The sequence below is a fragment of the Photobacterium sp. 1_MG-2023 genome, from assembly GCF_030547945.1.
Classification (GTDB): domain Bacteria; phylum Pseudomonadota; class Gammaproteobacteria; order Enterobacterales; family Vibrionaceae; genus Photobacterium.
Genome location: NZ_JAUORR010000030.1, coordinates 19,841 through 40,475, shown reverse-complemented (window position 1 = coordinate 40,475; position 20,635 = coordinate 19,841). Strand labels below are relative to the sequence as shown.

General features: G+C 48.0%; 15 protein-coding genes. 4 read left to right on the top strand and 11 right to left on the bottom strand.

Annotated elements, in window-relative coordinates:
* Positions 1 to 43: 43 nt before the first annotated feature.
* From Q4579_RS19525 to folE, 8 genes are all read right to left on the bottom strand, one after another.
* The gene (locus tag Q4579_RS19525; RefSeq protein ID WP_303566431.1) at positions 44 to 313 is read right to left on the bottom strand and encodes a hypothetical protein; all 270 of its coding nucleotides are present in this window, start codon (positions 311 to 313) and stop codon (positions 44 to 46) included.
* Positions 314 to 931: 618 nt separating this feature from the next.
* Positions 932 to 1,399, bottom strand: coding sequence for a GNAT family N-acetyltransferase (locus Q4579_RS19520; RefSeq protein WP_303566430.1), 468 nt, complete (start codon positions 1,397 to 1,399; stop codon positions 932 to 934).
* Positions 1,400 to 1,494: 95 nt separating this feature from the next.
* The gene (locus Q4579_RS19515; protein WP_303566429.1) at positions 1,495 to 2,850 is read right to left on the bottom strand and encodes a hypothetical protein; all 1,356 of its coding nucleotides are present in this window, start codon (positions 2,848 to 2,850) and stop codon (positions 1,495 to 1,497) included.
* Positions 2,851 to 3,090: 240 nt separating this feature from the next.
* Positions 3,091 to 4,431: a hypothetical protein gene (locus Q4579_RS19510; RefSeq protein ID WP_303566427.1), complete on the bottom strand. Its 1,341-nt coding sequence runs from the start codon at positions 4,429 to 4,431 to the stop codon at positions 3,091 to 3,093.
* 237 nt (positions 4,432 to 4,668) lie between these two features.
* Positions 4,669 to 6,102, bottom strand: a complete 1,434-nt coding sequence (locus tag Q4579_RS19505; RefSeq protein WP_303566426.1) for a hypothetical protein — start codon at positions 6,100 to 6,102, stop codon at positions 4,669 to 4,671.
* A 253-nt stretch (positions 6,103 to 6,355) separates the two neighbouring features.
* Positions 6,356 to 7,753 (bottom strand): peptide MFS transporter, encoded by a 1,398-nt coding sequence (locus tag Q4579_RS19500; RefSeq protein ID WP_303566425.1) that lies wholly within the window; start codon positions 7,751 to 7,753, stop codon positions 6,356 to 6,358.
* Positions 7,754 to 8,377: 624 nt separating this feature from the next.
* The gene (locus Q4579_RS19495; RefSeq protein ID WP_303566424.1) at positions 8,378 to 10,150 is read right to left on the bottom strand and encodes a murein L,D-transpeptidase; all 1,773 of its coding nucleotides are present in this window, start codon (positions 10,148 to 10,150) and stop codon (positions 8,378 to 8,380) included.
* A gap of 511 nt (positions 10,151 to 10,661) precedes the next feature.
* Entirely contained in the window at positions 10,662 to 11,315 is a 654-nt protein-coding gene (folE, locus tag Q4579_RS19490) for a GTP cyclohydrolase I FolE (RefSeq protein WP_211649059.1), read from the bottom strand.
* 183 nt (positions 11,316 to 11,498) lie between these two features.
* Here folE and moeA point away from each other — a divergent pair, with 183 nt between their 5' ends.
* Both moeA and moeB read left to right on the top strand, forming a co-directional pair.
* The gene (moeA, locus tag Q4579_RS19485; RefSeq protein ID WP_303566423.1) at positions 11,499 to 12,734 is read left to right on the top strand and encodes a molybdopterin molybdotransferase MoeA; all 1,236 of its coding nucleotides are present in this window, start codon (positions 11,499 to 11,501) and stop codon (positions 12,732 to 12,734) included.
* Positions 12,735 to 12,756: 22 nt separating this feature from the next.
* Positions 12,757 to 13,503, top strand: a complete 747-nt coding sequence (gene moeB, locus Q4579_RS19480; RefSeq protein ID WP_303566421.1) for a molybdopterin-synthase adenylyltransferase MoeB — start codon at positions 12,757 to 12,759, stop codon at positions 13,501 to 13,503.
* 76 nt (positions 13,504 to 13,579) lie between these two features.
* Here the strand turns inward: moeB and Q4579_RS19475 are convergent, their stop codons facing one another.
* Both Q4579_RS19475 and Q4579_RS19470 read right to left on the bottom strand, forming a co-directional pair.
* On the bottom strand, positions 13,580 to 15,196 hold the full coding sequence (locus Q4579_RS19475; protein ID WP_303566419.1) for an ABC transporter substrate-binding protein: 1,617 nt from the start codon (positions 15,194 to 15,196) through the stop codon (positions 13,580 to 13,582).
* 219 nt (positions 15,197 to 15,415) lie between these two features.
* Positions 15,416 to 16,255, bottom strand: coding sequence for a S1 RNA-binding domain-containing protein (locus tag Q4579_RS19470; protein WP_211649089.1), 840 nt, complete (start codon positions 16,253 to 16,255; stop codon positions 15,416 to 15,418).
* Between the two features lie 275 nt (positions 16,256 to 16,530).
* Between Q4579_RS19470 and Q4579_RS19465 the strand changes: the two genes are divergently transcribed.
* Both Q4579_RS19465 and Q4579_RS19460 read left to right on the top strand, forming a co-directional pair.
* Positions 16,531 to 17,874, top strand: a complete 1,344-nt coding sequence (locus tag Q4579_RS19465; RefSeq protein WP_303566417.1) for a hypothetical protein — start codon at positions 16,531 to 16,533, stop codon at positions 17,872 to 17,874.
* 132 nt (positions 17,875 to 18,006) lie between these two features.
* Positions 18,007 to 19,476: a YdiU family protein gene (locus Q4579_RS19460; protein WP_303566415.1), complete on the top strand. Its 1,470-nt coding sequence runs from the start codon at positions 18,007 to 18,009 to the stop codon at positions 19,474 to 19,476.
* A gap of 38 nt (positions 19,477 to 19,514) precedes the next feature.
* Here Q4579_RS19460 and Q4579_RS19455 read toward each other — a convergent pair whose 3' ends face one another.
* Positions 19,515 to 20,408 carry a putative PEP-binding protein gene (locus tag Q4579_RS19455; protein ID WP_303566414.1) on the bottom strand — a complete coding sequence of 298 codons (894 nt, stop codon included), beginning with the start codon at positions 20,406 to 20,408 and terminating at the stop codon, positions 19,515 to 19,517.
* Positions 20,409 to 20,635: the final 227 nt, after the last annotated feature.

The window sequence follows — 20,635 nt, the reverse complement described above, 5'->3', positions numbered from 1 at the left end:
CGAACCCAAAGGATTCAGCTGTAACAACACAGGTCATCAGAGATTATTCAGGCGAAATACATTCGACTTTTTCAGTCTCTGATAAATCTGAATGCTTTGTTGTGTCTTTCACTTTCTGTTTTTGATTGTTCAGGCTGGCTTTGCGGCTGAGGTAGATTCTGAGAGCTTCCTGCTTTTCAGCATAGGTCAGTCCCTGGCAAATCACGCCTCTTTCTTCCAAAGCACGAATGAGTCGTTCGTCATCAGGCTGCGCCTGCGCAAACCCCACCAGAGGAAACAACGAGAAAGCAATGAATAGACATGCACCTTTCACAGCTCACCCTCCTTTTGTAAACAATGTGTAACAAAATATATGCAACGATTTTGTCCAACAAGCGGGCAATCCAAGACAAGTGGCTGAATATCACACCTTCAACAGATTGAGTGAACTATCAAAATTAGAGTAAATACTTAACGCGTGATTTTTAAAGCACTTTTACAGCATAAATAACCACAATTACACCTAATCATTACGAACAAAAACCAGCCAAATTGCATATCAGCCATTTATTACTCGGTCACATCTTTATATCCACATAGAACGAACCAATGATAAAAACTGCGTCAAAGTGAATAGAAATTTTTGGACGGTGATCATTTAACCTGTTGATTATTCTTTGAAGTGAGTCGAAATATTGCTTCCATTTCAATAAAATAGTTCAAACATATGAATATCAATGAAATATGCGAATAAAAATGGAAGCATCCGAGATAAATAAGAACTTTATGCCGTAAACAAGATTGCATGAATTGCTGCGCGAGTTCTTTGACTGAAGCGCATATGAAGCTGTGGTTTTCCGCAAGTATAGGCAAAAGATGGAATCAGGGGATCCCAAACGGAAAACTCCCCCAGTAAAGCAAAGTCATTCGGGGGAGAATGAGGTTCAGGAGGTTATGTCAAAGGCAGGGCAAACTTGTAAGATGTCCGGTGAAAACCCGATTTCTCATAGAAAGCAGCCGCTTGCTCACGAACTTCTGAGCTGGTGACTTCCAGACAGACACAATCTTGCTCCGTCGCCAGTAGCCGGGCATGCGCCAGTAGTTCAGTGCCGATCCCCTGCCCCTGATGGCTGTGCTCAACCACAAGTGCCGTGATCCGTGCATACCGGGCAACCGCTGGCAGATAGTCAAAATAGACCAGAGAGAGCAGCGCAACAAGCTGATCGTTTACTTCAGCCACGACGATCGTTTCAGAGTCCGAGTCAGCCACATAAATCATGTGCTCGAGCCGCTTCAGATCGGTCTCATAACCCAGCTGGGCCATCAAACGTGTGAGGGCAGATGCATCGGCAGGGGTTGCAGGACGGATGTGAAGCTGAGGTGAATGAAGCTGAGGTGAATGCAGCTGAGGTGAATGCATGAAAAAATCCTTTTGATGAAGTGAGAGCTCGGATTCGGTTTTTCATACCTTACCCCAGTTCCCACTTCATCGTCATGCCGTTCCAGATGAAAGGTTTATTGCCAATGCTTGTGTAACGCTTTCGCTAAAGCTTTGTTCTGTGTCATGAGGATACTCTGAGGATTGTCATTCACAATATTCTGCTTAAGCAACGTGACCCCAGCCTTTGATGCATCCGTATCCAGAATCATTGTGTTGTTATTGCTGAACTGAATGGTGAGGGTCTGGAAACTCTCGTTTGGATCGGATGTAAAACCCCACTCCGCTTCATAGGCGTCCGCACCCATCGGATTGATCGACACACGGGTGGCAGAAAGAAAGACGAGCTCATTAAGTTCAGGTACCGGAGGCTCTTCTTCTTTTGCTTCGGGCCCGGCAGCATCTCTCAGGAGGTACCAGATTTGCCCCGTAAAATCCTCCTGGGCCAGATCAGTGCTCCCTTTCTGATAATCTTCCTCAGATTGCCAGAACGTCAGAAACTTATTGGAAGGATCATGATAGACATAACCCAAGGCGATATCCGGGGAAACATACACAAAGTCGATCTTCGTTTCTGGCTGAGAAGCCATGGTCACGGATGTGCCTGAAACCTGGTAATCCGTACCCGCCTGAATGTAACCAATACTGCTGTTGGTAATTTTTCCATCCGTAAATGTAAGCTGGTGCGGGATATCGATTGAAGCATTAAGCCACTGCAGGAATTTCACGCCCGTATTTCCTTCCAGGAAGGGCTGGATGCCTTTCACACGCTCGGAGCGACTGAACTGTCCGTTCTTGCCCAGAGTTAAAGTGACGGTATCAAAATCGACCTGATTATTTTCCAGTTCCTGAATTTTGTTTTTCAGGTTCTGAATCCAGATTTTCTGCCCTTCTAAATCATTTTCAGACAGCGTTGCCCCGAGCATCGCATTCATCGTCCGCGCATACAAATGGACTTTCTTCGCATCAGGATTCGACGATTTTAACGCCACATAATCCTGACTGAGCAGATTGGCATCCAGATTCAGACTGGCCGCGTAATCAGCAAGGCTTTGACCATTTAAATATGCCAGCGTCGAAAAAGGACTCAGAATGGTTTGGCCGGCGGGTGCATAGAGTTCAGCATCCTGCCAGACAAAACCTGGATGATCGCTGTCTGATGATTCACCGGCAATGACTCTGGCAATCAACGGGGACTGGCTGTCACTTGCAGAAATGGTGATTTGACCGTTGCCGTTGGTTTTTTCAGTTAAAAGTTCGCCTGTATCACAGTGTCCGTTGCGATTTCGGTCGACACAAACCTGTGCATCCGACAGATAACCGTCAATCACCGTCACCTGAACCGATTGCTTCTGATCCTTATCAGAATCCGAACCACCACACCCCGTTAAAATGGCTGCTGTCACCACAACCGATAAAAGCGATTTCCTCATACGCGCCTCTTACATTCAAAACTGAATAAATATCAAACAATATTCACCTAGGTTATGAGTTTATGGCGTCATATGTCCACCCACGCATAACGACAGCGTGCATGTAATCGAATACACATTTTGAGAAGTAGGTCGCAAGAACGCAAAAAATTACATGGTATATCGGAAAAACAGAAACGGAAAAATACTGCGTCGCTTGATTTCTTCCGTTTCTTTATTCTCAAAATTGGATGCAGGTGATCACTGCCATTGATTGAATAAAGCTTTTGCTAGCACTTTGTTTTGCGTCATGAGTACCGAATGCAAAAGACCTTCCTTATAGAGTAAGGTCACCCCGCCCTTCGATTCTTCAGTGCCCAGAATCATAGGATTCTCATTCCCGAAATGAATCGTCAGGGTCTGGTTCCCTTCCGGATTAGATGTAAAACCCCAGTCCGCTTCATAGGCGGCTGAATCCGTCGGATTGATCATCACTCTTGTTTCTGAAATAAAGGTCAGCTCATTGAGCTCAGGCACATAGGGCTCATTGTGTTTCGAACCCGGCTCGGCTGCGTCTTGCAGGAAATACCAGGTTTGACCAACAAAATCGTCCAGCGTTAAATCTGTGGTCTCGTCAAAAAAGTCTGTCTCGTTATACCAGAAAATCAGATACTTTCTTGACTCAAAGACATGCAGATAAGCAAGAGCAATATCGGGCGTTACATAAACAAACTCTATCTCGTTCTCAAGATCAGCAGCAATTTTCATCGATGTGTCTGAGACTTCATAAGGCGCATCCGAGCGGACAAAATTCAGCGAGCTTTCAGCGATCTTCCCATCCTGAAACACCAAACGGTGAGGAATCGTTTCTGAGACGTTCAAGAAGTCAAGGAACATGGTGCCATGCCCTTCCAGAAAGAGCTGGATGCCTTTCACACGGTCGGAGTGACTGAACTGTCCGTTCTTGCCCAGTGTTAAAGTGACGGTATCAAAATCAACCTGATTGTTTTCCAGTTTCTGAATTTTGCTTTTCAGGTTCTGAATCCAGATTTTCTGCCCTTCTAAATCATTTTCAGACAGCGTTGCCCCGAGCATCGCATTCATCGTCCGCGCATACAAATGGACTTTCTTGGCATCAGGATTCGACGATTTTAACGCCACATAATCCTGACTGAGCAGGTTGGCATCCAGATTCAGACTGGCCGCGTAATCAGCAAGGCTTTGACCGTTTAAATACGCCAGCGTCGAAAAAGGACTCAGAATGGTTTGGCCGGCGGGTGCATAGAGTTCAGCATCCTGCCAGACAAAACCTGGATGATCGCTGTCTGATGATTCACCGGCAATGACTCTGGCAATCAACGGGGACTGGCTGTCACTTGCAGAAATGGTGATTTGACCGTTGCCGTTGGTTTTTTCAGTTAAAAGTTCGCCTGTATCACAGTGTCCGTTGCGATTTCGGTCGACACAAACCTGTGCATCCGACAGATAACCGTCAATCACCGTCACCTGAACCGATTGCCTCTGATCCTTATCAGAATCCGAACCACCACACCCCGTTAAAATGGCTGCTGTCACCACAACCGATAAAAGCAATTTCCTCATGCGCGATCCTCACAGTTAAAACTGAACAAAGATTAAACAACATTCACATAAACGATAAGTTTGTCGTGCGATATCTTCACTGACGCATCACAACAACGAGTCTGTCAGCGAATACACATTCGAGAAGGGAATCGCAAGAACGTAAAAAATCATATGAAATGTCAGATAAAAAGAAACGGAAGCGCACGAATTCGATAGGTTTCCTTCCGTTTCTCGATTCAAAACGACAGCTTTACGCTATTGCTGCCAGGCCTGATAAATGGCTTCCGCCAGTGCTTTATTCCGGGTCAGGAGCACGATAGATGCCGCATCGACCTCGCCTTCATCGAATCTGATGTTCATCATCTCTTTGGCAATCACAATATCCTGATGATGAAACAGCGTTTGCAATACCATACCTTTCGCACCCGCTAAACTCTCTCGCAATGCGATGTCTCCATAAGGGATCCGGATAATTTGCATGTAAGGCGGGTTGTTCGGATTGGGCAGTTCATTTTTTGGCACGATGGTCCAGCTGGCATCAAACGCCTCCTCCCCGCGCGGCTGAATTTCAATTCGGCCCTCAGCACCGAACCTGATCTCGGTGAATGCAGGCTTCGATGCCGCGGCTCTGCCATCCCGGATACTTGCCAGATCACGCAGGTGATACCAGGTCTGCCCGACAAAATCCTCTGCTGTCAGATATGTATTATCGCCACTGGCAACATCTCGCTCCGACCAGACACTCAGCAGATTATAGGCGCTGGCATTCTGGCCGCGATCAGGCGTCATAAAACTCAGAGCAACCGCATCATCCACATAGAGAAAATTGGTATGCAGCAGATCCGATTTTAGTTTCAGGCCTGTCACCTCATAGTCAGACGTAAAGTCTGTTGCAGGATCATGAAGCGTGCCATTCTTGAAGATATTCTTCCGGGGCTCGTATTCAAAGGTATTCAGAAACGTTGTATAGAGAGTTCTGCCATCCAGATACCCGGCTAAGTCTGTAAATCGCGCAGCACGGGTGACTGTTCCCTGTTCATCAACTGACAGATCAACAGTGCCCAGATCTACATTCTGATTCGCCAGGGTCTGAATAAAGGTTTTCAGCCCCTGAACCTGTAATTTCTGGGTTTCTGTGTTGTTGGCCGCTAAAGTTTCCCCCAGCATCTTCATGATAGAACGTGCGTATAAATGAATTTTTTCAGCGTCGGGATTGGTCGCTGCCAGTGCCACGTAATCCTGAGCCAAGAGGCTTGCATCCAAATTCAGGCTGGCTGCAAAATCTGACAAACTTTGCTGGTTAAGATGTGCCATGGTCGTAAAGGGTGACAGGAACAGGCTTCCGGCTTCGGCATAAAATTCAGTATCCTGCCAGACAGCATCGGGCTGATCGTTGTCTGACGTTTCACCGGCGATAATACGGGCAATGAGCGGATACTGGCGGTCCGCAGCAGTCAGGTTGACCTGCCCTTTTGCATCCGTTCTATTGGTCAGCAACTCGCCAGCATCACAGGCTTGGTTACGGTTTCTGTCAACACAGACTTCGGCATTCGAGAGATAGCCATCGATCACCTGAATCGTGGCCGCTCCCTGTTCATCCGGATTTGGTCCGGCATCAGAATCAGAACCCCCACCACACCCCGCCAGCATGACCGCCGGAATCACAACGGCTAACAGCGACTTTTTCATACACGACTTCCCTTTCCATATTGGTCAAAATTAATGCAACAATTTGCAAAGGGTATGTTTCAGACTTTCAATGTGTCCAATGGTTTATATTCACGTCGTGATTGTAATCGCATACAGAAAGTGAGAGGCAGCTCGCAATACCAATAAAATATGAATTCAGAATTTCACGGATAAAAAAACGGGAGCCAATGCTCCCGTGATTCAATCGATTTGTTTTCATCGTGATTCAAACTCACCCCGACATGTTGGCAGGTTAAGCTTCTACTGGTTTGCCATTTGGCGCAGTTTCCGGCTGCGTGGCAACTTTCCCTTCTGCACCATGCATCCAGCGGATCAGTTGATTCGAGAATACGACCAGAATCAGACCAGATGCTGCGGCAGTCAAAGCAATACCACCGAAGATGGCTAATGGCCCAGATTCACCCACATGTGCACCAATCATACCGGCAACATAGTTTGCAATGGCGTTGAAACCGAACCACACACCCATCATCAAAGACGCCAGACGCAGTGGCGCCAGTTTGGTCATCATCGACAGACCAATCGGGGACAGACACAGTTCACCCATGGTGTGGAAATAGTACGCGGCCACAATCCACAGCATGGATGTCTTCGCAGTCATGTCATCACCTTGCTGCAGCACCGCACCCACCATACAAAGAAAACCAATGGCCAGCAGGAAGAGTGCAATCGCAAATTTAATCGGTGAACTCGGTTCTTTATCCCCCATTTTCACCCACAAAGAGGCCAGTAAAGGTGCCATCGTGATGATGAAGAACGGGTTCAGTGACTGAAACCAGGCCGTTGGCACTTCAAAATCACCAATCATCCGGTCAGCGTATTCCTGGGTGTAAATGTTCATCAGGCCACCCGCTTGTTCAAAGCCAGCCCAGAATACAACCACAAACAGGCCCATGATCATAATCACTTTCAAGCGATCAATTTCCTGCTTAGTTAACGCCTGATTTCTGCCTGTCTGAGACATTGACGCCGCACGCTTGGCTGCAGGGACCTTACCCACATCACCCAGCAGTTTTTCTGCAAACAGCATCTGAAACAACAGGCTGAACAACATGCCAATCCCTGCAGCCAGAAAACCGGCTTTCCAGCCATAAGCAGCTGTAGCGGCGCCCGCAATAATCCCTGCCAGCAAGGCACCCAGGTTGATCCCCATATAAAAGATGGTAAACGCACCGTCACGGCGATGATCACCTTCTTCGTACAAGTCGCCCACCATGGTTGAAATATTTGGTTTAAACAGACCGTTACCCACGATCAGTAACGCGAGACCTAAGTAAAAGGCTGTGGTTGCATTGGGGTCAACCATAGAATGAGGTAAGGCAAGCGTAAATTGACCCACCGCCATCAGCAGGCCACCGATAATAATAGAACGACGCTGACCCAGAAAATTATCTGCAATCCAGCCGCCGATCAGAGGCGTGATATAAACCAGACCCGTGTAAATACCATAGAGACTCAGTGCGTCTTCAGTGGACCATCCAAGACCACCACTGACAGTTTTATCTGTCAGATAAAGTACCAAAATGGCACGCATCGCATAGTACGAAAAGCGTTCCCAAAGTTCAGTACCAAACAGCAGGAACAAACCTTTAGGGTGCCCAAACAGGGTCCCACTTCCATTGTTGCTCATAATTATTCTCTTCGTTGAGGTAGATATGTATCCATAAATCCGGCCCATTTTATAAATCACAAAGTAAAACACTGCAAACATTAACATTAATAGAACAAAATACGAACAACGCAAGCTATTGATTTGTAAGGGTTAAATTTATAGAGTCAAATATGAAACATTACTTTCCACCACGATACCAGAACTAAGAACCAGAAAAACCTATATTATTTTCATAAAAAACCACTACAACTCGAAACATTAAAATTTAATTTCATTTTTTACACTTATTCATATAAATGATGCTCTCCAGGACAAACGTGCAAAAAACACTCAGGTTCAGCGCTTTTAAAATACGTACATTTTTGCAACACGCTGAATAAAAAAAGCAGGCTTATTCACCTGAATATCCTGCTGTAAGATGTTCACAGCAGCATTTGGCTCACGCGCCATTGCCTGCTGAAACCAAAAAGAACTGTGCTGAGAAGTATGCATCGGAACACCAATTGGTCTATACCAAAATTGGCACTACTTTACGCAACACAATGGGGTTGAATCAAGAGGTCGACGGGCCTTGCCACAGAAAATTCATTGAAATGAAAAATGCCCCGTCCAACGGGGCATTTGAGATCTCAGACAAACCACTCAGCGATAACGATTCATCGCGATATAGTCGTGCTCTGCAGGAACTGAGGATTCATCATCATAACCATAGATATCCTCCCGGATTTGCAGCCGCCCCTGATCATCCAGCCAGGCGGTACGATAAATGAAATCAACAGCCAGAGTTTTTCTCAAATTGATGGTTGCTGTCGTGCGCTTACGCAACAGGTTTTGATAACTGGCACTTTGCCCTGCCCGCTGACGTTCCAGCAAATAGTTTGCCAAATCATGCGCACGCTCCACCCGGACACAACCTGAGCTGAAATCACGTTTGCTGCGATTGAACAAACGTTTTGCCGGTGTGTCGTGCAGGTAAATCGAATAATCATTGGGCATCATAAATTTCACCTGGCCTAAAGCATTGCTTGGGCCGGGGCGTTGCTGAAATTCATATGGGAAGTTACTGGCCGACACCGTGCTCCAGTCGATCTGGCTGGGATCAATGGATCCAGCATCACTCCAGCTGGAGACCATTCTCATATTATGCTGCGCCAGATAATTCGGTGAACGCTTCAGGCTTGGGATCACATCTTCTTCTTTAATCGTTTCCGGCACATTCCAGGTCGGATTCACCACCATATGATTGATTGCCGAAGAGAACAAATAAGTGGGCCGTTGACTGCGTCCGACAATCACTTTCGACTCAAACACAACTTTATCTTCATCCAGTATCCGCAGCATGAATTCCGGAATATTGACCTGAAGCACCCCACCCGAATCATGACGCTGCAATGCACGGCTTCGCTGCATATTCAGCGCCAGTAACTGCGCAACCTGCTGGTAGGAACGTGTCAGATTGCGAGCGGTTGCAGGACCAATAATGCCATCATCCTGCAATCCGTGACGCTGTTGGAAACGGCGAATCGCTTCATGTAAAACCCCACGGTTGGCATAAGGATCGCTAATCCGGATGATGCCAGCCGCGGCATCTTCAGGCTGGGCGGAAGTCAGGTTGGTATAGTCCTGGTCAGACAAATCCCCATACACATTCAGCATTTTTGCCAGCTTTTCACCCCGCGGGATCGGATCACCAAATTCTATCGCAGGCCTGCCAGAAAGGTGAACACCATGGGGGGCTTGCTGTGCCAGTGCATTCATCTGCGCAACCAGTCGTTGGAATTTCTCTTCCACCGGCCGGAGCTGTTGTAACTGAGCCATCGATACTGGCAAGCTGAATGCCGGGATGCTTAACGAATCCTGTGCTGTCAGCTGAAATGCAGCAGAACGGTAAAGTGAACTGGGATCCCGTTGCATTTTTGCAATCACGGCCTGATAAACAAGATAGGTATCCGAGGCCAATAAATCGAATCCTCTTGAATCCCGATCCGCCCGGAGTTGCTTCAATTCCAGCAATCGCTGCATCATCCCCGGAACCCGGTCACTTTCTGCCAGTGCCGACAGTTGCAGGAAAAACTCCTCAACAAGACTTTCATCCAGCCAGACAGGCATGAAATCTTGGCTCGCATAAAGATTCTGTAATTGCTCAGGGAAACAGAGCTGATCCGTTTGTGCCGGGCACAGCGACCGTGAGCTGTGCAAGGTCAGATCAGCTAAACCATGCCTGCCCAACTGAGGGGTGAATACACTGGCAGAGACGATAACCTTTGGTACAGCAACAGGCCGGATCATTCCCTCCTCGGCAAGCACGGACGCGGACGAAAGCAAGTTGTACGACACCATGGCCGTAAAACCGATCAACAAACCCATTCCTGAAACGCGTCGTTCCGATACCCTGTAACGTTTAAAATAACGCATCACTGACAACCCCAGATTCAGTTAAGCGTGAATGAATGCATCTGAACTCTCCCGCAACGTCTTTGGATAAGTCCATAACATCAGGTATTCACAGCACAGTTGGAAGTTTCTTAGTTCAAGTTTATGCAAAGACAAATGGTGATGGTGTTCAAATTTTAATAATCGCTAAACTAAAATCTCACCACAGGTGAACAAAGAAGTGTCAGGTTAATCATCGGTGATTTTTACCTGATTTATCATAAAGATTTCGTAATTTATTCTTGCAGATATGGATGTGGTGGCATAAAAAAAGCCAATACAATGAGTTATACCAATCAAAGTAAGTCCGTGCTCAAAAATAGCGTAGGAAAAATGTTTGAGAACAAGGCAGATTTTTTAGATAAGTAGTGATTCTACAATCAAAAAATCTAACGCAGTTATCGAACATTTTAACAAGCTAGGATGAGCAGTTATTTTCTGCGATTGGTATTCATGTATTGGCTTCTTCAGAATTTCAGAGAAAAGACTGTGGTTAACGTAAACCGTGCAGGAACTCAGCCCGTGTCGCAGGAATGCGTTTGAAAATACCACCAAGCGCTGTGGTGGTTGTCTCGCTGGTTTGATCCATCACGCCCCGTGCTTTGACACAATAATGGGTTGCATCAATACGCACGGCAACATCATCACTTTCCAGCAGCGTTTGTAACGCAACCAGAATTTGCTGTGTCATCCGCTCCTGAACTTGTGGTCGCTGAGCAAAGAAGCGCACAATCCGGTTAATTTTAGACAAACCGATAATTTTCCCGCGTGGGATATACGCGACGGTCGCTTTGCCATCAATGGTCACTAAATGGTGTTCACAGGTGCTGGTCAGCGTAATGTCTTTCACACGCACCATTTCATCACAGTTCATTTTGTTATCAATCACTGTGATTTTCGGAAAGTTGGCATAATCCAGCCCGGAGAAGATTTCATCCACATACATCTTCGCGATGCGTTTTGGGGTATCCATCAGGCTGTCATCCGTCAGATCCAGAGAAAGTAACTCCAGAATCTCACGCATGTGATATTCGATACGCTCTTTTTTCTCGGCCTGATCGACGACTTTATCTGTCATCGGTGTTTCCAGCCCACGTGCTTCAAGCGCCTGACGGACTTTCAATGCTGATTCGCTTAATGCTGTCATACTCTCCTCCAACTGGCTCAGGCCGGGATTCAAGCCTGTTCTGCCTTGCCAGTAAACACTGAGCCCGAAGGATACCCGTATTTCAAATGAATTACACCCCGAAATTGTTCGGGCCATTCGTTCTGCAGAGATTTTTTTGTCATAATAGTCAGCAATTAAGCATATCGACGAAGGAAGAACATCATGGGAGTATGTGAGGCACCAGGCCTGATGCCGGTCGAAGAAGCAATCCAAAGAATGCTGGATGTCGTCCAACCCATCAGCCATACAACACACTTACCACTCGAGGAGACCCTTGGACGAGTCCTCGCTGCTGATGTGATTTCGCCCATCAATGTCCCGCCTTTCGCCAATTCCGCCATGGATGGTTACGCCGTGAAACGGGCTGGACTCGATGCCCGTGACACGCTGACACTGGCAGGCCAGTCTTTCGCGGGCACGCCGTTCTCCGGTGAATGCCAGCCCGGTCAATGTATCCGCATCATGACAGGCGCTGAATTACCTGCCGGTACAGATACCGTGATCATGCAGGAAGAAACCGAAGCGAATGGCGATCAAATCCGCTTTCTGGTTCGCCCGCACGCTGGCGACAATGTTCGCCCCGTTGGTGATGATATTCACCTGGGTGAAATCGTCGTAGCCAAAGGGACCCGAATGACGGCAAGAGAGCTTCCCTTAATTGCTTCGCTGGGTATTGCAGAAATCCCTGTGTTCATGCGTCCTAAAGTGGCTTTCTTCTCCACCGGCGATGAACTGCGCCCGCTGGGTGAACCGCTTGCTGCAGGACAAATCTACGACAGTAACCGCTACGGCATTCGCGCACTGCTGAAACAGTTTGGATGTGAGGTACTGGATCTGGGCATCATTCCGGACGATCCGGCACAACTCGACGCAGCATTTACCCAAGCCACCAGCGCGGCAGATGTCTTGATTACTTCAGGGGGTGTGAGCGTCGGCGAAGCCGACTACACCAAGGATATTCTGACCAAACAAGGGGAAGTTGGTTTCTGGAAAATTGCCATGAAGCCCGGCAAACCTTTTGCGTTCGGAAAAGTGAATGAAACCTGGTTCTGCGGGCTGCCAGGCAATCCCGTTTCCGCCATGCTGACCCTGTATCAGATTGTCCAGCCAATGCTGGCACAGCTTTCAGGCCATACTCAGTATCAGGCGCCGCAACGCCTGCCTGCTGTCGCTGGCACCGTTTTCAAAAAACGTCCGGGGCGAACAGACTTCCAGCGCGGGATCTACCGGGTGAATGCGCAGGGTCAGATTGAAGTCGTGACCACAGGCAATCAGGGCTCCGGGGCTTTCAGTTCCATGCATCAGGCGAACTGTCTGGTGATTCTGGAACAGGATCGCGGCAAAGTTCAGCCCGGTGAAATCGTGACGATTGAGCCCTTCAACGCCACCATGCATTAACGGACGGTAAGCAGGAGTCAGAATGGAAGAATTATCTGATCAGGAAATGCTGCGCTATAACCGGCAAATTATTTTGCGGCAATTTGATTTTGAAGGACAGGAGGCACTGAAAGCCGCCCGGATCCTGATTCTTGGCGCTGGTGGATTAGGCTGTGCTGCCAGCCAGTATCTGGTCGCAGCAGGCACCGGTCACATGACCCTGATCGATGACGATAAAGTCGAACTGTCAAACCTGCAACGGCAAGTGCTGCATCACGATGAAACCGTTGGCATGCTGAAAGTTGAATCGGCAAAACTGGCGCTGACACGGCTGAACCCGCACACTCAGATCGACACCATTGCTGAGCGACTGGATGACGCCGCCCTGCTGGCTTTGATTCAGTCGCACACCCTGGTTGTCGATTGCTCTGATAATTTGCCAACCCGCAATCAGCTCAACCGCTTGTGCCATCAAACGCAGACGCCTCTGGTGTCTGGTGCCGCCATTCGTATGGAAGGCCAGGTTTGTGTCTTCACCTATCAAGCAGAAGAACCCTGTTATGCCTGCCTGAGCAGCTTGTTCGGAGAACAGAATCTGACTTGTGTTGAAGCCGGTGTCATGTCGCCGCTGGTCGGTATCATCGGAGCCGTTCAGGCCATGGAAGCCATTAAAGTGATTTCAGCCATGGGAACGCCTGTCACCGGAAAAATTCTGATGCTGGATGCCATGACCATGCACTGGCAGGAAATGAAGTTAATGAAACAGCCCGCCTGTCCGGTGTGCAATTGAAATATATGCTGAAAAAAAGAGCCTGTATCAGGCTCTTTTCTCATTCGTTTACGCCCCCTTTTTCAGGCACGCTCACTTACTTCATCAGGTACAGATCACGTGTATACCGGTATGCCGATGCATTCGTGGTCGAATATCCCCCGACTTTCGGCGACTTCATGACGGTTTTGGTATAGAAATATAGCGGAATCGCAGGCATCTCTTCCGAGAAAATCTGCTCAGCTTCCTGATAAAACTTGTTCCGTTCTGTTTCCGATGTTGCCGCCAGTGCATTGGCCATGGCCTGATCATACGCCTGGTTCGCCCAACGGGAATAGTTCATCCCTTTACTTTCAAAGTAAGACAGAAAAGTCGATGCTTCGTTGTAGTCTCCCACCCAGGCATAACGAGCCAGACCAAAATCTTTCTGTGCCAGCTTTTCTAAGAACGTTTTCCATTCCTGATTCGCCAGATCCACTTCAACCGGCAGGCTTTGTTTCCACATGGACATCATGGCCAGCGCAAGTTTTTTATGCGCTTCATTGGTGTTGTAAACCAGCTCAAATTTCAGCGGCTTATCTTTACTGAAGCCCGCTTCAGCCAGCAATGCTTTTGCTTTCTGATTCCGCTCTTTCTGGTTCAGTTTGGACCAAGGCAATACCGGAGCATCAAAACCAGCCACTGCAGGAGGTGTTACCCCGTAGGCAGGAATCTGCCCTTGACCCAGAATAATATTCGTCACCACATCCCGATCGATGGCATACGCCAGAGCTTTCCGCACACGGACATCATCAAACGGTTTCTTCTCTAAATTAAACAGATAATAGTAAGTCGCCAGCGACGGCATGGTCAGTAACTCATCCGGACGCTCTTTTTTGATCTGCTTATACTGTTCCAGCGGGAAGGTCGATGTAATATCGATTTCACCGGTTCGGTAGCGGTTGTATTCAGCCGTTTGGTTTTCAATCGCAAGATAAGCCGCTTTATCGATCACTGTTTTGGCGTCATTCCAATATTTCGGATTTCGCACCAGATCAATCCGCTCATTCACGACCCAGTTGGTCAGTGTATATGCACCAGAACTGACAATATGTTCCGGACGTGTCCAGTTATCACCAAATTGCTCAACAACCTTCCGGTACACCGGGAACGTCGATGGATGAGACAGTGTTTTCACAAAATAAGGCGTTGGCTGCGTTAACGTAAACTGGACTGTGTGTTCATCCAACGCTTTCACGCCCAATGTTTCTTTTGCTTTTTTGCCGTCTGTGATTTCAAGTGCATTCAGGATATTGGCTGTTGCCAGATACCAGGAATAAGGCGCTGCTGATGCCGGATCAGCATTTCGCTGAAAGCTATACACAAAATCGGCAGCCGTTAGGGGTTCACCATTTGACCATTGCAGGCCGTCTCGCAGATGGAAAGTCACGGTTTTACCGTCCGCTGAGGTTTCCCAGTGCGATGCTAACGCCGGAATAATATTCCCTTCGGTATCTTCTGAAACCAGGCCGTCAAACAGATCGCTGATGACTTTGCTGCTGGAGTCATCAGCGGTCATCGTCGGATCAAGCGTTGGCACCTCAGAGCCCAGGCTCCAGACAATTTCCTGTTTGTCAGCTAATTGGACGCCAGCCGGGACTTCGGCGGCAAACGTGGCACCAGAGAGCAGCAGCGTAATCCCTGCTGCCAGTGCTTTCATCTTCATTCCTTGCATGTTGTTTCCTTGTCACACGAGATGATGTCAGGTTGATTAACCTTGGATGGGCACCTAACACGATAACGAATGATGGCTTTATTCCTTAGCCACCCCAGCCTTCCCTCAAAGGTCAGGCCCAACCAGACAAACATACGCTGATTATGAAAACGAGGGAATAACATGCGTCACAAAAAAGCCGGTGATGATCACCGGCTTGAGACAAAAAATGCAGAATTTTCAGTTATCGTTGAGACGAATGCCACCATTTTCGATCACGATCAGCCCTTTCTTATAGAGGCCACCGATCGTTTTCTTGAAGGTCGCTTTGCTGGTCCGGAACACCTGGAAAATATCTTCTGGTGAGGATTTATCGCTCAGTGCAATAAAGCCACCCTGCCGTGCCAGCTCAGACAGAATTTTATCCGCTAAATCATCAACTTTCGCCTTACCGGCTTTTTGCAGTGACAGACTGATTTTTCCATCAGCCCGAATCTCTTTGATGTAGGCTTTCAAACGCTTGCCGACAAACAGTTTGCCGAACGATTCAGTTTTGAAGATCAGACCCCAGTGCTGGTCTTCAATCACGGCTTTGTAACCCAGGTCAGATACTTCTGCGATCAGCACCTGAACTTCCTGGCCGACTTGATACTGTGGCGGTGTTTTGTCCAGAAAGCGGTTAAATTTGGTGGAACCGACAATACGACCAGAAGCTTTGTCCGTATAAACGCGTACCATAATCTTCTGGTCGACTTCCAGACGACGACGCTGCTCACTGAACGGCACCAGCAGATCTTTCTCCAGTCCCCAGTCGACAAAAGCACCGACGCCAGAAATGCCCACAACCTTGAGCTGCACAAAATCACCCACTTGTGCCAGCGGTTGCTTGGTTGTTGCGATGATCTCATCATTCGAGTCGAAATAGACGAATACTTCCAGCGTATCTCCCAGAGATGTTCCTTCAGGAACGGACGACTTCGGCAGCAAAATATTGCCAAAGTCCTCACCACCATCCAGAAACACGCCAAAATCTACCATTTTTACGACTTCTAACGTGTTGAACTGACCAATTTTTATCATAAATATGTCACTCTCAGGGTAATATCATCCGGCGACTATCCGCCTTGGTCTCCCGATACTGCACGGACTGACAGCATTCAGTGAGTACAGCAGCGGCTGCGCAATTTTCGAATCGCGTATTATACGTGATGTTGATTCCGCCTGCCTGACCAAAATGGGATTTTCTGAGCAAAAAAACCGCTTTCAGGCCATAAGTGATTGTCAAGTGGTGCTATTTCACCTCTTGTTCAACTAGAATTACTGAATTACATAAAATTGAGAGGAATATCCGTAAAGTGATCACCGTTGAAAAGAAAGATGGCCATAACCTGAAGTTGTCCCATGTCATCCATGAGGCAAAAAATCGTCAGCTTGATATTTTTCTTTTTATTCCCGGTGAGCTTGGCCTGAATGCCAATATCATGGCGGAAGACGAGTTTTACCATAACGTGATTCACGGTAAACGGACCTATTTCAGTGATGTACACCACCTGCCACTGGTTCACAGCCGGTTAGCCAGCCGGGGAAACCTGTCTTCGGGGCAATACCGTTTAAGCCTGAGCCTGTTTGCTTACCAGTTCGCTGTCGCATTAGAAGAAACCGTCCACCAGTTGCTGGATGAAAAAGTTGAACGGACCACAGAAGAGCTGGAAGAAATTGTGCAGGTTTCTTCCAGGATCCTGAAGCGGCTTCGCCGGAATGTCCCGAGCGATGAAGAACTGCTGAAATACTATCAAAACATCGACAATTACCTGTCGTGGTTTACTGAACAACGCTTCTTATCGCTGGTTGCGCACCTGCCCCGGGCAGAAAATTATGGCGAGATCAAAAACCAGTATCTGGAGTTTTGTCAATCTGAATCGGATCACCGCTTAACGAATCATTACAACTCAGAACGCGCCTCGGCCGATCCCACCCGGATGTCGAACAAAATGCGTCTGCTGCGGCGCTTAATCGAGTACCCAGTTACCATGAAAGAAAACACCATTGAACTGGGGAATACCACCAAGAAAGTGGTGACTGGTTTTGCGGCAGGCTTCGTGATGATTTTTGTCACCATCATGCTCATTGAAGCGCGCGGTGTCCTCGGCGACATTACTGCGTCCTTTATCTTGGTCCTTTCGGTCATTTATGCAGCCCGCGAAGTCTTCAAAGATGACCTCAAGCAAGCCTTGTGGCGCTGGGTCCGTAAGGGAAAACCCAAGTGGCGTAAGCAGTTTATTGATAGCAATAGTAATCAGTTGATTGGCCGGCAGCTTGAATGGCTGGAATATTTGAAATACGACACGCTGGAAGATGACGTCAAAAAAGCCCGGAAACACAAGGTTTCAGCGAAAGAAGAAGCCATTCTGCATTACAAAAGCACCACGCGAATGTCGACGACCAAATTTCTGACCGGCTATGAACAAACCAAAGAATCCATTTTGTTTGATCTGCGGTTTCTGTCCACACTGATGGAGAAAGGCTCTCAAAAGATTTATGTGGTGCGGGATGGTCAGGTGGCACGCGAGTCCGTAGAAAAAAGGCATCTGGTGAACCTGATCACCCGTGAAAGTGACGAAGGTCAGGAGCCCAAAATTCAGCGTTGGAAAATCATCCTGAACCGTTCCAAAATCGTTGACATTGAAGCAATTGATTAAGCTCAGATTCACTGACAGCCTTATCGGCCTCTTCTCAAATCAGCAGAGGCCAACAACCCTGCTTTTTGTCTCTTGTTAACCGGCCACATCTTGTTACCCTAGTGGCCTCTATCCTTCTTCATGGCGGCACGCATGCGAACACTCTCCGAACTGATTTTCAATAACACTTACAGTGAGTTACCCAGCCACTTCGGGACACGCGTGATCCCACAGCCGTTGGATAACCCTTATCTGGTCAGTGTGAATCCTCTCATCTGCGATCTGCTTGAGCTGGACCCGGCAGAAGCTGGCACTGCATACTTCGTGGATGTGTTTACCGGCAATGATGATTTGCCCGGGTTTGAACCGCTGGCCATGAAGTATACCGGCCATCAATTTGGCCAGTATAATCCTGACCTTGGGGATGGACGGGGGTTACTCATGGGTGAAGCGCTGACCTCCGCCGGAAAAAAATGGGATATTCACCTGAAAGGTTCCGGGCAGACGCCTTATTCCCGTATGGGAGACGGACGCGCCGTGCTGCGCTCCAGTCTCCGGGAATATCTGGCCAGCGCGGCCATGAAAGGACTGGGGATTCAAACTACCCATGCACTGGCCGTTTTCGCCAGTGACACGCCTGTTTACCGCGAGAAAACCGAAAAAGGTGCGACGCTGGTTCGGGTGGCAGAAAGCCATCTGCGATTTGGTCACTTTGAATACTTGTTTTATACCCAGCGCCATGATGATCTGAAGCTGCTGGCAGATTACCTGATCAAACACCACTTCCCAGACTTACGGGCACATGCCTCTCCTTATGCAGCCATGTTTCAGCGCATTGTCGATTTAACCGCTGTTCTGATCGCGGACTGGCAAGCTGTCGGGTTCGCTCATGGCGTGATGAATACCGATAATATGTCGGTCCTGGGGCTGACGTTTGATTACGGACCTTACGGTTTTCTGGATGACTATGTCCCGGGATTTATCTGCAACCATTCGGATTACACAGGTCGATACGCTTTTAATCAGCAGCCTTCGATTGCGATGTGGAACTTATCCGCACTGGGCTATGCGCTCACGCCATTACTGGATAAAGAAGCGATCGACACAGCCCTGCACAGCTATCAACCCAGACTGCAGCAGGAATACAGCATTCGTATGCGAAACAAGCTGGGGCTGATTGAGCGACATGAATCAGACAGCGCCCTGTTCAGCCAGATGTTTGATTTGCTGGCCAGTCAGTCCGTTGACTACACCTTGTTTTTCAGAACACTGTCGGGTATTCCGGCTGAATCGCTTTCCGAAAGTACTCCTGCATTTGCGGAGCTGGTTTCAGACCTGGCTCCGCTGCAAACCTGGCTGAACACTTATGCCGAACGACTGACCCTTGAAACTCAGGAAGACAGCGCGCGTCAGACACTGATGCGATTGCACAATCCAAAATATATACTGCGAAATTATCTGGCGCAGCAGGCAATTGAACAAGCGGAAAACGGGAATCATAAAATGGTTGAAGATCTGCTGAACGTGCTCGTCAATCCTTATGACGAGCATCCGCAATTCAGTCATCTTGCTGTCAGGCCACCCCAATGGGGAAAAACACTGGAAATCAGTTGTTCTTCATGAATCATCGAACAGGCGCTCAATAGAGCGCCTGAAGAAAACTAACCCAGCAATAGCCGGGAGACATCCTGTTCCTGAAGCCAGCGCTGACATTTTGCCGACTGGCGTACAGATTCACTCATGAGCAAGGTGCAGGGTTTACTGACCGCACGGCTCATTTTCAACGCATGCTGAGCCTGAAACAACACGGCGTCATGATCGTGAACAGCGTAATTCAACGTCTGATTGTCTGGATCTATACCCGCTGTGAAACAGGCCAGTTGCGCCATATCCACAACCATGCCATCAAAATAATGTAGGAACTTATCTGCCATCAAGGCGTTGGCGGGTAAGTCACACATAAAATACACTTGCAGTCCCGATTTCCCTCGGAACAATCCATGCTCGGCCAGTAAATCATGGACAGAAGCCGCATCACTGTATGTCCGGATAAAAGGCACAACAATCGCCAGTGGCAAATCCCCGGTCACATGCCGGAGACGTTTCACAATCCGGCATTGAAGCGCAAAAATTTCACGCCAGGTCGGGTGGAGATAACGAGACACACCCCGCAGACCCATCATGGGATTATCTTCAGCCAGAACAGACGGTTCCATAATTTCTGCCCCGCTCAGCCTGAGCTGAAGAACCGGTTGAGTGATCCCGGCGGCAATATGCTTTTGCGCAAAATCAGACAGGACAGCCACTAGCCTATCCACCCACTTCCCCGCGGCTGGCTGATTGTTTTTCATCCGATTCAAATCTGCTTTTTGTTCCGCATTCAGAGTTTCGGGGCAGCAAAACGCCGCAAAATCGATCCCCATCTCCTGAAACAAGCCATCCAGCGTAACCAGACCAATCTTTGCCGCTTCAGCGGTCGGCACGTTTAATTGGGCACAGCTTGATGCGACTTCCCATGTTTCAACCTGTGTTAACTGTGTCTGCGAGCCTTCCATGTCTCGATTCTCCCTTACGATAATCCGTCAGTTTGACTATTTTTAATGCATCAACATAGCAATTCTTTTTCGTGACTGACAATCTCGAATTGAAGGCATGAAAAGGATTCATCAGATTGAATGACCCAGACCAGAGCGCCGTAAACACAAGACAAATAAAACGTTTGGTTTATTCCTGAAGGCTTTTAAGCTATCTTTACCCGTCATGATGTTATCCCTGAATACAG

Excerpts from the sequence above, each read along its gene's own strand:
- Q4579_RS19505 (WP_303566426.1), bottom strand. The coding sequence starts at position 6,102 with ATGAAAAAGTCGCTGTTAGCCGTTGTGATTCCGGCGGTCATGCTGGCG.
- Q4579_RS19455 (WP_303566414.1), bottom strand. The coding sequence starts at position 20,408 with ATGGAAGGCTCGCAGACACAGTTAACACAGGTTGAAACATGGGAAGTC.
- Q4579_RS19515 (WP_303566429.1), bottom strand. The coding sequence starts at position 2,850 with ATGAGGAAATCGCTTTTATCGGTTGTGGTGACAGCAGCCATTTTAACG.
- Q4579_RS19510 (WP_303566427.1), bottom strand. The coding sequence starts at position 4,431 with ATGAGGAAATTGCTTTTATCGGTTGTGGTGACAGCAGCCATTTTAACG.
- Q4579_RS19460 (WP_303566415.1), top strand. The coding sequence starts at position 18,007 with ATGCGAACACTCTCCGAACTGATTTTCAATAACACTTACAGTGAGTTA.
- folE (WP_211649059.1), bottom strand. The coding sequence starts at position 11,315 with ATGACAGCATTAAGCGAATCAGCATTGAAAGTCCGTCAGGCGCTTGAA.
- moeB (WP_303566421.1), top strand. The coding sequence starts at position 12,757 with ATGGAAGAATTATCTGATCAGGAAATGCTGCGCTATAACCGGCAAATT.
- Q4579_RS19495 (WP_303566424.1), bottom strand. The coding sequence starts at position 10,150 with ATGCGTTATTTTAAACGTTACAGGGTATCGGAACGACGCGTTTCAGGA.
- Q4579_RS19520 (WP_303566430.1), bottom strand. The coding sequence starts at position 1,399 with ATGCATTCACCTCAGCTGCATTCACCTCAGCTTCATTCACCTCAGCTT.
- Q4579_RS19500 (WP_303566425.1), bottom strand. The coding sequence starts at position 7,753 with ATGAGCAACAATGGAAGTGGGACCCTGTTTGGGCACCCTAAAGGTTTG.
- moeA (WP_303566423.1), top strand. The coding sequence starts at position 11,499 with ATGGGAGTATGTGAGGCACCAGGCCTGATGCCGGTCGAAGAAGCAATC.
- Q4579_RS19470 (WP_211649089.1), bottom strand. The coding sequence starts at position 16,255 with ATGATAAAAATTGGTCAGTTCAACACGTTAGAAGTCGTAAAAATGGTA.
- Q4579_RS19475 (WP_303566419.1), bottom strand. The coding sequence starts at position 15,196 with ATGCAAGGAATGAAGATGAAAGCACTGGCAGCAGGGATTACGCTGCTG.